Source organism: Hydrogenophaga sp. PAMC20947 (genome assembly GCF_004795855.1).
In the GTDB taxonomy this organism is placed as follows: Bacteria; Pseudomonadota; Gammaproteobacteria; order Burkholderiales; family Burkholderiaceae_C; genus Hydrogenophaga.
On sequence record NZ_CP039252.1, the window covers coordinates 1378555 to 1390552 of the forward strand.

General features: G+C 62.2%; 7 protein-coding genes and 1 other RNA gene. 5 read left to right on the top strand and 3 right to left on the bottom strand.

Annotated features, from left to right (window positions below; translation table 11 throughout):
• The first annotated feature begins 221 nt into the window (after nt 1-221).
• An RNA gene (gene ffs, locus E5678_RS06160) (signal recognition particle sRNA small type) lies at nt 222-318 on the top strand.
• A 126-nt stretch (nt 319-444) separates the two neighbouring features.
• Here the strand turns inward: ffs and E5678_RS06165 are convergent.
• The 3 genes from E5678_RS06165 to E5678_RS06175 form a co-directional block, all read right to left on the bottom strand.
• Entirely contained in the window at nt 445-1689 is a 1245-nt protein-coding gene (locus tag E5678_RS06165) for a TIGR03862 family flavoprotein (protein WP_247597002.1), read from the bottom strand.
• An 86-nt stretch (nt 1690-1775) separates the two neighbouring features.
• A complete protein-coding gene (locus E5678_RS06170; RefSeq protein WP_136177707.1) occupies nt 1776-5114 on the bottom strand; it encodes a UvrD-helicase domain-containing protein in 3339 nt (1112 codons plus the stop codon).
• Complete coding sequence (locus tag E5678_RS06175; protein WP_168708499.1) at nt 5111-7723, bottom strand: PD-(D/E)XK nuclease family protein; 2613 nt, start codon at nt 7721-7723, stop codon at nt 5111-5113. The genes E5678_RS06170 and E5678_RS06175 overlap by 4 nt, the downstream gene beginning before the upstream one ends.
• A 159-nt stretch (nt 7724-7882) precedes the next feature.
• Here E5678_RS06175 and trxA point away from each other — a divergent pair, with 159 nt between their 5' ends.
• The 4 genes from trxA to E5678_RS06195 all read left to right on the top strand — a co-directional run bounded on the left by trxA (nt 7883) and on the right by E5678_RS06195 (nt 11992).
• Nucleotides 7883-8215, top strand: a complete 333-nt coding sequence (gene trxA, locus E5678_RS06180; RefSeq protein WP_136177709.1) for a thioredoxin TrxA — start codon at nt 7883-7885, stop codon at nt 8213-8215.
• Between the two features lie 197 nt (nt 8216-8412).
• On the top strand, nt 8413-9675 hold the full coding sequence (gene rho / locus E5678_RS06185; protein ID WP_136177710.1) for a transcription termination factor Rho: 1263 nt from the start codon (nt 8413-8415) through the stop codon (nt 9673-9675).
• A 226-nt stretch (nt 9676-9901) separates the two neighbouring features.
• Complete coding sequence (locus E5678_RS06190; RefSeq protein ID WP_136177711.1) at nt 9902-10159, top strand: type B 50S ribosomal protein L31; 258 nt, start codon at nt 9902-9904, stop codon at nt 10157-10159.
• Between the two features lie 132 nt (nt 10160-10291).
• The gene (locus E5678_RS06195; RefSeq protein ID WP_136177712.1) at nt 10292-11992 is read left to right on the top strand and encodes a hypothetical protein; all 1701 of its coding nucleotides are present in this window, start codon (nt 10292-10294) and stop codon (nt 11990-11992) included.
• The last annotated feature ends 6 nt before the right edge of the window (nt 11993-11998 follow it).

The following is an 11998-nucleotide window of genomic DNA, read 5'->3' on the forward strand; positions in this document are numbered from 1 at the left end:
GAGGATTCTAGCGGTCCGCCAGGAGCCAGCGCTGCAGAAGGTGCCAGAGAGAAAAGCGGCCCCTGCGAGCACAGCTTTTGCAGGTTTTACAGCTCCACACCTCGGCTGCGGGGCCAAAAAGGCGATGGAAACTGGGCCGCTGCTGTCACTTTGCAGCGGATGACCCTTCAGCCATGCAGACCCCTGAACATTCCTCGCCAGCATCGCCTACAATTGCAAGTGACGGGCCTTCCCGCATGGTGAAGCGGCCAACCGGGTCAGATGGGGAACCAAGCAGCCCTAACTGTGGAGTCAGTGCCGGGGTCAAGGCTCGTCACCTTATTTTTTTGACCGAGATGCAAGCGCCAAAGCTTGCATCTCCCAGCAGGCAGTCTGTGATCAGCAATGCGACGTTTGCCTGATACACAGGATCAGGCAAACTTGACGTTTGCCAGCCCACATCACTCAATGGCTTTTCAGCCAGGCATGCGCACCCTGCCCTGCCAAGCGTCCGCTGGACAAGCAGGCCGTGAGCAGGTAACCGCCTGTCGGGGCTTCCCAATCCAGCATTTCGCCGGCCGCAAACCAGCTTGGCCTTTGTGTGGCCATGAGTTGGGCATCCAGCCCTTCAAAGCGCACCCCTCCTGCCGTGCTGATGGCCTCGTTGATCGGGCGCGTTGCGACCAGTTGCAAAGGCAATGCCTGGATGGCTGCTGCCAGGGCAACAGGGTTTTGCAGGGTGGCTTTGTCGCACAGCTCGGTGATCAGCCCCCACTTGACGCCGTCGAGACCGAGCCGGCTCTTGAGGTGGCTGGACAGGCTGCGTGAACCTCTGGGGTGGGTCACCTGCTTGAGCACAAATTCCGGCGTGCGATCGGGCAACAGGTTGAGCCACATCGTGGCGGCCCCTGATTTTGCTATGCCATTTCGCAGCAAACTCGATGCGGCGTAGACGAGACTGCCCTCCACGCCCGTCGCGGTGACCACAAATTCGCCCTGCCGCTCGAAGTTTTCGCCCTCTGGGCCGGTGACTTTGATCGACACGGTTTTGAGCGGTTGGCCCGCATAACGCTCGACAAAATGAGGGGTCCACCCCCCCGCTGCGGGTTCCGTTTGTCCCCCACGACTCGACGCCGCCACCTCAAAACCGCAATTGCTGGGGCGCAAAGGCGCGAGGTCCAGCCCCGCGTCTTGCAGTGGAGCCCACCACGCGCCATCTGACCCCAGCCGCGCCCAGCTGGCACCTCCCAGGGCCAACACCGTTGCCCGGACGCGCACGGTTTGAAGACCTTGTGGCGTCTCAAATACCAGGCGATGGGGATCCGCACTCTGAGGGCCCTGCCAACGGTGGCGCATGTGAAACTGCACCGCCCGTCCACCCGGCCCCGGATGGCGCAACCGGTGCAGCCACGCCCGCAACAGCGGGGCAGCTTTCATGTCCTTGGGAAACACGCGCTGCGAGCTTCCGATAAAGGTGTCTATGCCCAAGCCTGCCGCCCAATCGCGCACCTGCTGGGGGCCAAAGGCCTCCAGCAAGGGCTTGAGCGTGTCCGCCCTTTCGGCGTAACGCTGGAGGAAAGGTTCCAGAGACTCGGCATGGGTGAGGTTCAAACCGCCCTTGCCAGCCAGCAAAAATTTACGGCCGACCGAGGGCATGGCATCGAACAGATGCACTGCATGGCCTTGCGCGCTCAGCACTTCAGCGGCCATCAGGCCCGCCGGCCCACCACCAATGATGGCCACGTCGATATCCAGATCGGTCAAAGCGGTCAGTGTGTCCAAGGGATTTGTTGCATTCATAAAAAAGAGACTTCGCGCCAGTGTCCCAGCGCGTTGATGAAGGCCAGTCGCACCGTCGAATCGGGTTGCGCTTGGGCCACGGCTTGTCCGTAGCGTCGAATTTGTTCCAGGAATTCCGGGCGGTGCTCGGGATTTTCGTGGCTCTTGAAATCAATCACCCACCAATCCCTATTCTCTTTGGATTGCACCAGACGATCGAGCCGCATTCCAGCACCTGCCCACACCATGTCGACCTCATTCCCCCAATAGGCCAGCTGGTCGGCATCCCAAGCCCAGGCGCCTTCGCCGTTGATCACGCGAACGGCCATGCCGTGGGCTTGTAAGGCCTCGGCTGGATCCAGATCGAACTCGCGAGCGACCGCCTCGACATGCAACTCTGTCCATTCAAACGGCTGAGTGGTTGGGTGCCATTGGAGCATGCGGTGCATGGCCAGGCCCAGGCGGGTGCGAACATCATCGGCCCCAACGGACGCCGCAGGCGTGAACTCCACCAGCTCGTCGAGCTTCTTGGGTGAAGAAACGAGCGGCGGTAATCCGGGCAGTGTGAACACCTCATCAGCGGCGGGCTCAGGCTGCGATGCCGAAGCGAACGCATCCTCAACCACCTCCGATGACCCGAGCTCATGCAGGCGCGCCCACCAGCTGGCCCGCTCTGAGCGGCGGTGGGGCTCAAAACTGGACACCACCAGGCGATGCTCCGCACGGGTGAGCGCCACATACAGGGCATTGATCTCTTCCAGCGCCCGCGCATGCTGCTCGGATACCAGCAGGTCTTGCGAACACACCGGAGGTGCACTTTCACGCTCCAGGAAAACAAAGCGCCTTGGCGCTGGCGCTTCGCCCGGCCAGTCGATCAGCACGCCCATGCTCTCTGCTTTTGGGGCACCGCTGTCGGTGTCGAGCAGCAACACGGTCGGCGCCTCAAGGCCCTTGGCACCATGCACTGTCAGCAAGCGCACGGCATGGCCAGAATGCACGGCCGAGGCCTTTGCTCCGGGCGTCTTGAGCGCGCGCACGAAGTTGTACGCACTCAGAAACCGCCCTCCGTCCTGTGCCAGCGACTGGTTCAGCACGTCTTGCAGGGCTGCGATCACACTGCCCCTTTGCTCAGGGAGAGCAGCCTGGGCAAAACGCGACAACACCTGCCCCGCTTCATAGATGGCGGACAGCGCATCGTGCGGAGGCAAGGTATTGACCCAGTGGCGATAGGTTCGCAAACTGGCGGATGTTGCCAGCCAATGGGGGGGCAGCTTGCCCACCTCTGGCGCATCGGGCGAGGTCATCAGGTCCAGCACTGGCCACCAACCGAGCGCTTGACTGCGCGTTTCGCTTTGGGACCCTGGATCGCCTTTGAGGCGCGAGGCCTGCACCTGTTCAGCCAGCGCCACAAGGTCCGCATCGGTCCAGCGAAACAGCGGCGATTTCAGGGCGCGGGCCAGGCTGAGGTTGTGCTGCGGTGACACCAATACGTCCAGCAGGGCCACCACGTCCTGAACGGGAGCCAGCTCGTGGAGCTCGAGTTTTTCGGGTTGTTCGCTGGGCACACCCAGCGCCTGCAAGGCAGCATGCATCAGACCCAGACGCGAGCGCTTGCGGGCCAGAACCATGAACGACTCCGGGGGGGATCCCGCAGCGACTTGCGCCGCCAGCCAGCGCGCTGCTTGCTGGGCCTCGCGCTCAGCGTAGCCCTCTTCTTCGGGCGCCACACGGGGTGTGGTCAGGCTGTCACGCCAGGCCGCGCCCAGGCTCGGACCTTCAGAGGCATCTTTGGCATCGCGCTGAATGGCGGGTAAAACGCTGACCTGACCGGTCTTGACACTGGCGGTGGTGTGTTGCCGAAAATCCACGTATTCACCCGCATCTACCGCCTGCTGCATGACGGTGTTCATGGCCGTCACCACCTCGGGGGCGCAGCGGCGGGTGTGATCGCAGCTCAGGAAGTCGCCGCCCAGCCCCTCCACCACAAAGGCCTGAGCCGCCTTGAATACCTGGGGCTCTGCGCGCCGGAAACGGTAGATCGACTGCTTCGGATCCCCCACCAGAAACACGCTGGGCGACTCTCCTGAGCCTGCGCCTGCGTAGGCCGAAAGCCAACCGTACAGGGCTTGCCACTGCAAAGGGTTGGTGTCTTGAAACTCGTCGATCAGCAGCTGGCTCACCCGGGCATCCATGCGCTGCTGCATCCAGCCCGAGAGCTCGGCGTCTGCGAGCAGGCGCTGCGCAGCGGTTTCCAGGTCGTTCATGTCGACCCAGCCGCGCTCGCGTTTGAGATCGCCGTAGACCTGCAACAGCAAACGGGTCAGGCGGCTCAGGCGCTGGTGGTGCACCCAGGCTTGCTGTTGCTGCTCGGCCTGCAAAAGCCGGCGCACCAAGGCCTGGGCTTCGCGCACACGATCCATGCGATCAATCTTGTTGCCAAAGGCCCGGTCCTCGTTCTTCTGGGTGAGCAGTGCAGCGCACACGCCCGAGAAACTGTTTCCGGTCAGCGCTGTCTCCAGTTCCACACCCTTGGCAGAAAACGTCTTGGCACTGGCGCCACCCAGAATGCGCGCGGCATCCCACAGCAGGGTTTGAGCTTCTGCCTGACGAACATAATCGGCGGGCAACTCACAGCCAGCCAGCTCAGGAAATGCCTCGTCAAAACGCTGCACCGACGTCGCCACCACGCCAGCGGCATCGGCCATGGCGAACTCCACGCGCTTTTTCAAGGCGTTGTCCAAGGACTTGAGCGTCTGGTGGCGCCCATGATCGGCCACGCTGTCAAAAAAGTCCTGGCGCTCAATGGGCGCGTCAATCAAGGCCTGGTAAAGGCGCGGCCAGACCAGGGCGGTTGCCCGTGCATCGTCTTCCAGCAACTCGTACGACAGCGGGAAACGAAGCTCTTCCAGCACAGCCAGGGGAGCCCCGCGCAGCAGGGCTGCAAACCAGCTGTGGAACGTGCGAATCTGAACCGCTCTGCCAGCCTCCAGCACACGGTCATTCAAGGTCCGCAAGTCGTTCAGCCGCGAGGTGGCCTGCTCCACGCTGAAACCCCAGGCCTGTAACAGTTGGCTCAGCTCCGGGTCGGACAAGCGGGCACAGCGGCGCAGCTCCACTTGAAGGCGCTCGCGCATTTCTCCCGCTGCTTTTTTGGTAAAGGTAATCGCCAAAATGTCTTGGGCAGGCGTGCCCGCCAACAAGGCCCGCACAATACGGGCCACCAGCATCCAGGTTTTGCCTGCGCCGGCGCAGGCTTCGACCGCAACCGAGCGGGCGGGATCGCAGGCCACCGAGTAAAACGATTCGCTGCTCGCTGTGCCCGCATTGATTCGGTAGGCAGCCACAGGGTTCGTCATGAGGCACTCCAGTCGTCGCGGCGGCACAGGCCTCGGGCCGCGCAGTACTCACACACCCGCCCCTCGCCCAATGCAGGCATTGCGTGACCTTCGGCCATGCGCTCCAGGTCGGCCTCCAGGCCACTCATCAACGCTTCCCGTGCCAGCAGGATGTCAGGTTGCTCGATCAGGAGCGTGGCGGCGTTGCGCGCTGTCCCTCCGCGCTTGTCGGTGATGCTGAGGTAAGCCGCACGCAGGTTGTCTTCAGGCAACAAGGCCGCATAAAACGCCAACTGGGTGTCCTCCAGGGGATCTTTGACACGATCAAGCGTGCGCTCCCGGCTTTCAGTCTTGTAGTCGATGACCAATGAAAGCCGTCCCTCGGGGCTGGGCTGGTGGTCAATGCGGTCCAGGTTTCCCAGCAAACGCCAGCGCCCCACTGAGGCCGTCCGCTCCACTTCCGCCGCTTCAAACGAAGGCCCCGCGCGTCCCGGGATGGCCTCATACGCCTCAAGCCAGTCCAGGTAGCCTTCCCGAAGGCTTGGCCACACCGCTTCAAACGGCAAAAATCCGGCGTCTCCACTCACCGATTGCAACCCCTGGGCCTCGCTCGTGGCCTGAGCCGACTGGTCCAAAGCCTGCCGATCGACCTGCCGGCCGGGTCGCTGATCCCTGCGGGCCTCGTGAAAGCTGCGCAGCACGGCATGCAACCAGTTGCCCATGTCGCGCTGGTCTGGCTCCCCCTCCAGCTCCTCGGCGTCGGACAGACGCAGTTGGCGCAAAGCGAAGAACCGGTAGGGGCAATCCCGCAAATCCTGATAGGCGCTGGCCGACAGACGGTCGGGCAACAAGCCCGGGGCCTGGGGGGCTGGACGCTCATAGGGTGCAGCACAAACTTCCAGAGGCACCCGGGGGTCAAGCCCCTCAGGGGCCCCGGCCTGTCGTGCGGCCAATACCCAGGCATTGGGTTGCACGGACTCGCCACGGTCCGCTACACGCCACAACACATCCAGATGCGGTTGAAGCGACGCCGCCTGCCAGGCCTGAGCAGTGGCCAGCGCGAGCGCTCCTCGGCTGGGTAAGCCCAACTGCTTGCGCTGGGTCTCGGTCCAGGGCCCGGGGGGATCCGGATGCGTGGACAAGCTGCGCTCATCACAACCCGGTGAAACGGTCGCCGCAAACGTGCGCCCCAGCTGGTGCGCCATCGGCAGGATCACCACAGGTTCGTCGCCCAGGCTTGCCGGCATGAAGCTTCCACCCTCCAGCACGTCCGAGACCCATGCTGAAAACGCGCCCAGGGTCCAGCTTCGGCTGGGCTGCGCACCCCCGCTCTCCGCGGCTGAAGCGTCCCATGTACCCGAGCCACTGAGGCGTGCGGCTGCGCCGGGCCGCAGATGCAAGCTGCTCACCAACTGGGTCCCAGCCGCGTCTTCGGCCCAGGCATCCCACCAGCCGCCATCCCTCAAGGCTTGAGCCAGACACAACAACCAGTCAGGCAACGTTCGGGGTTTTTGCAGCGACAGCAAGAGCCGTTGCCACGGTTCAGGGACCTCGGGCGACAACGCGGGGTGACCCAGTGCGCTGCTCCAGCGCGAGACGCCGTGCCGACGCGCCAGAGTCTCCAGCACCTGTGCATGCGCAGGCCCCCAGAGCGGCGAGAGCTTCATGGCATTGAGCACTTCGTCCACGCTGGCCCTCGGACCCGCGGCGCGCAACAAAGCCATCAGCTGGGCGGCCGCATGCGTGGTGGACAACTTCCAGCCCGTCTCATCCCGAACTGCCACACCCGCGCTGTCCAGCAAGGCGCGGATGCGTCGGGTCAACAAGCGGTCGTGCGCCAGCAGCGCCACCGGAACCCGCCCGGCATTCACATGGCGGATCACGCAAGCCGCACTGCGCTGGGCCTCATCCTCCGCACTTTCACAGGCATGGAGCGCCATGGCTGGCTGCCCAGGTTGTCCAGGTTCGTGCAATGGCCAGCTTCGCGTTCCTTGCGGAACCCAGCGCTTCAGCAGCGCCTCAGCCAAAGGATCGGCCTGAAAACCCTGCAACACCACCAGCGCTTCGCAGCACACACCAGGCGCGGCCAAAGGCCCCCAAAGAACGTCCGTGGCATAGGCTGAACTGCTGGCCCACGTAACAGCCAGGGTCACGATCAACCCTTCCCACACAGGGCTCTGCAACCCGGCACCCATCGCCTCCAGCTGCGCTTGCCCCCAGGCCACCCGCTCGTCGGGTGCCACGGAGGCCGCGCGCGGCGCAAGTGAGCGTGTGGCCTCCAGCAGCCGCGCGGCCAAGGCTGACCGCATGGCCACATTTGATCGGGAGCGGGCGACACGGTCCACCAACGCAGCAGCGACCAAGGCGTCTCGGGCCGTGTCCCCCGACCAATCCATGGGGCCTGGCGCAAACGGCAGCAGCCCGGCCGCCCAGTTGCGGCTGGACTCGAACCGGGGGGCAAATCCGGACGGCTGAAAACGCGCCCAAGCCTGCCGGGCTGGCGTCATGAGCTGGGCATAAGGCACCAGCACCACTGTGCGCGCAGGCGATACGCCTTGAACGTGCATCCATTCGGCCATCGCGCTCATCAATCCATCCCAATGCGCCTCGGCTCGATCGGCTGTCAACATGGCGTCAGCGGCGTGTGGGGTTGAGTCTGGCTTGGGCATCAGGAGATAAGTGTTTCTGTCACAATGACGCAATAGCAAGGCGATGACTGACGGGAAATCAAGGTTTTTCAACAGGGCATCACTTTAACTCCCCCTTTTAACGACTCTCTAGGATGGACCATGGCCAGCGACTTGATCAAACACGTTTCTGATGCAACTTTCCAGGCCGACGTGCTTGAAGCCAAAGCACCTGTGCTGGTGGACTTCTGGGCCGAATGGTGTGGCCCTTGCAAAATGATCGCCCCCATCCTGGATGAGGTGGCCGGCACCTATGGCGCCAAACTGCAGATCAGCAAAATGAATGTGGACGACAACCGTGAAGTGCCAGCCAAGTTTGGCATTCGCGGCATTCCAACGCTCATGCTGTTCAAGGACGGTCAATTGGCTGCGACCAAAGTCGGGGCCATGAGCAAGGCCCAACTCACCGCCTTCATCGATCAGCAACTCGCCTGATTGGAAGCCGGCTGCCAGTCATTCAGGGTGCAATGCCCTGAATGACCGGAACAGCCTTCTTTTTTTTCCTGTCATAATTCTCTCGGTTGCTGGCCAGACACAGCCCAGCCCCCATCAACGGCGCGCCGTCCAGGCATTCGGACCGTAGCGCACCCTCCCCCGATTTTTTGCAACGACTCCCCTCTGGAGCGAATTCCATGCACCTTAACGAACTCAAGGCACTTCACGTGTCTGAAGTCCTCAAACAAGCCGAGACCCTTGAGATTGAAAACACGGGCCGCATGCGCAAGCAAGAGCTCATGTTCGCCATCATCAAAAAGCGCGCCAAAGGCGGCGAACTGGTGAATGCCGACGGCGTTCTCGAAGTCTTGCCCGACGGCTTTGGCTTCTTGCGCAACATGGACACAAGCTTCACCGCGTCCACCGATGACATCTACATCTCCCCCAGTCAGATTCGACGATTCAATCTGCACACGGGTGACATGATTGAAGGCGAAGTGCGCATTCCCAAAGACGGTGAGCGTTATTTCGCACTGAACAAACTCGACAAGATCAACGGCTTGCCCCCAGAGGACAACAAGCACAAGATCATGTTCGAAAACCTGACGCCCCTGTTCCCCAAAGAACAGATGCGCCTGGAACGTGACATCAAGAGCGAAGAAAACATCACCGGACGCGTGATCGACATCATTGCGCCCATTGGCCGTGGCCAACGTGCCTTGATCGTGGCACCGCCCAAGAGCGGCAAAACGGTGATGATGCAGCACATCTGTCATGCCATTGCGGCCAACCACCCCGAGGTGGAGCTGTTGGTTTTGCTGGTCGACGAGCGCCCGGAAGAAGTGACCGAAATGCAGCGCACCGTGCGCGGCGAAGTGATTGCCTCCACCTTTGACGAACCGGCTGCGCGCCACGTTCACGTGGCCGAAATGGTCATCGAGCGCGCCAAGCGCCTGGTTGAGCTGGGTAAAGATGTGGTGATCTTGCTGGACTCGATCACCCGCCTCGCCCGCGCCTACAACAACGTTTTGCCCTCCTCAGGCAAGGTGCTCAGCGGTGGCGTCGATTCCAACGCTTTGCAGCGGCCCAAGCGCTTCTTTGGCGCGGCACGAAAAATTGAAGAAGGCGGTTCGCTCACCATCATCGCTACGGCCTTGGTCGACACCGGCAGCCGCATGGACGAGGTGATCTTTGAAGAATTCAAAGGCACGGGCAATTGCGAAATCCACCTGGACCGCCGCTTGTACGAAAAGCGCGTATTCCCATCCATCCAGCTCAACCGCAGCGGCACCCGCCGCGAAGAGCTGCTGCTGACACCGGAAATCTTGCAAAAGACCCGCATTTTGCGCCAGTTCATGTACAACATCGACGAAATCGAAGCCATGGAAATGGTCTTGAAGAGCATGAAGGCCACCAAGAACAACTCCGAATTCTTCGACATGATGCGAAGAGGCGGCTGAACCAGGCCCACCCCCATCGCTGGTTCACTGTGTGCAACCAGCTCCGCCCTTCAAGGGGCAACGCTGGCAGACCGGTAAACCCGGATCTGCGGTGTTACCGGTTAAAGACAGCTCTTGCTATCAATCAGAGCATGATTTCCGGGCTATAATCGGCGGCTATTCAATAGCGACAAGTACAGTGAAATGGTTTCACTGCGGCTAGCGCACCTGACCTCAAGGAATCGTCATGAAAGACGGCATTCACCCCAATTACCGCGAAGTTTGCTTCCAGGACATGTCCAACGGATTCAAATTCGTGACGCGTTCTTGCGCCAACACCAAGGAAATGATCAAGCTTGAAGACGGCCGCGAGCTGCCCCTTTACAAGCTTGACACCACCAGCGAGTCTCACCCCTTCTACACGGGTACGCAAAAAAGCGTGGACAACATGGGCGGCCGCGTCGAGCGCTTCCGCAACCGTTACGGCAAGACAGCTGCCAAGTAATCGGGCGATACTCGGCCTGCTTGGCCGATATCTCTGCGCGAAAGCAGCCGGCAAACCGGCTGCTTTTTTTTCGCCAACTCTTTTCACATGGGTGGCTGACCGCTGGTACCCCACCCTGTATATTTCAACGCCGTGAGCTTCACCAATCCTGCCCTTGTGACCCAGTCAGCCGTGCGCCGACTGCCCAGGCTCGCCTTGGTGCTGTTTTGTCTGGCGTATGTACTCCCGGGCTTTCTCGGGCGAGAGCCCTGGAAGAACGCCGACGTATCGGCCCTGGGTGTGATGCTGGAAATGGCGTCGGGTCAAAGTGGATGGTGGACACCGCAGGTTCTGGGCCTCGCGGCCGACGTATCAGGCCCTTTGCCCTATTGGCTGGGTGCTGTACTGATTCAGCTCTTGCCTTTTCTTCCTGCTGACTACGCCGTACGGCTCGGTTTTGCCCTGCTACTGGGCCTGACTCTGGTCAGCACCTGGTACGCGGTCTACCACTTGGCCCGCCAAGCCTCGGCGCAACCGGTGGCATTTGCTTTCGGTGGCGAGGCCAGTCCTACCGACTATGCGCGCGCTTTGGCCGATGCCGGTTTGCTGGCTTTGATTGCTTGCCTGGGCCTGGCGCAAATGTCCCACGAGGCCACGCCCGATCTCGCCCGGCTGTGCGCCACCAGTGGCCTCATGCTCGCGGCAGCGCGCCTGGCCCATCACGACGACCACCACCCCTGGCGCAGCCTCGCCCTGTGGATACTGGCCCTTGTCACTCTGGCGTTCAGTGGTGCACCGTGGGTGGCCATGGCCCTGGCCACCGGCCTGCTGGTCGCTGTGAGTCTTGCTCGATACCGGGCACACGGCAGCCAACACAGCAATCTCACTTGGGCGGCGCTGGCCGTGGCGGCTGTTCTGGGTGGGGTGTTCTGGCTGGCCGATATCCAATGGCCAACGCTCTCCCTGCCAGTGGATCTGGATGGGTGGCGCCGCTGGAGCCGCTTGCTGGTGTGGTTTACCTGGCCTGCCTGGCCCCTGGCGCTGTGGACCCTATGGGGATGGCGCCGGCAGTGGTTCAGTCCCCACGTGGGTATTCCCCTGTGGTGCGCAGCGGTCAGTGTGGTCAACAGCGGCCTCAACCCCGACTTTGACCGGGCCCTCTTTCTTGCGCTGCCGGCCCTGGCCGCCTTGGCCGCGTTTGCCCTGCCCACTTTGCGCCGCAGCGTGTCGGCACTGATCGACTGGTTCACGCTGATCTTTTTCACGGTGTGCGCTCTGTCCATCTGGGTGATCTGGCTGTCGATGCAAACCGGCTTTCCCGCCAAACCGGCGGCCAACGTGGCCCGGTTGGCGCCGGGGTTTGTTCCGTCATTCTCATGGGCACTGTTTGCGGCAGGCCTGCTGGCGACCATTGCGTGGATCTGGTTGGTGCATTGGCGGGTGGGTCGCAACCGAGCGGCCATCTGGAAAAGCCTGGTGCTGCCCGCCGCAGGCGCGACCCTGTGCTGGGTGCTGCTGATGACCTTGTGGCTGCCGCTGCTGGACTTTGCGCGCAGCTATGGCCCACTGTCGCGCGGAATTGCCCGGGTTGTCCCCACCCAGAGCTGTGTCCTGATTGACGGCCTGTCCCAGGCGCAGATCGCCGCATTGCGCTACCAGGGCGGTCTGCGTTTGCGCCGTCTGGGTGAAGACAGCGAGGCACAGAGCAGCTGCCGCTCCATGGTCGTGGAACCAGACAGCCAACCGACTCTGGACCAGCGTGTCAATCTCACACACTGGGCGTACAAAGCCAGCGCCAGCCGTTTGAATGACAGCAAAGAACGCCTGTTGATTTATTTGCGCGTCGCCAACTGACGCGGA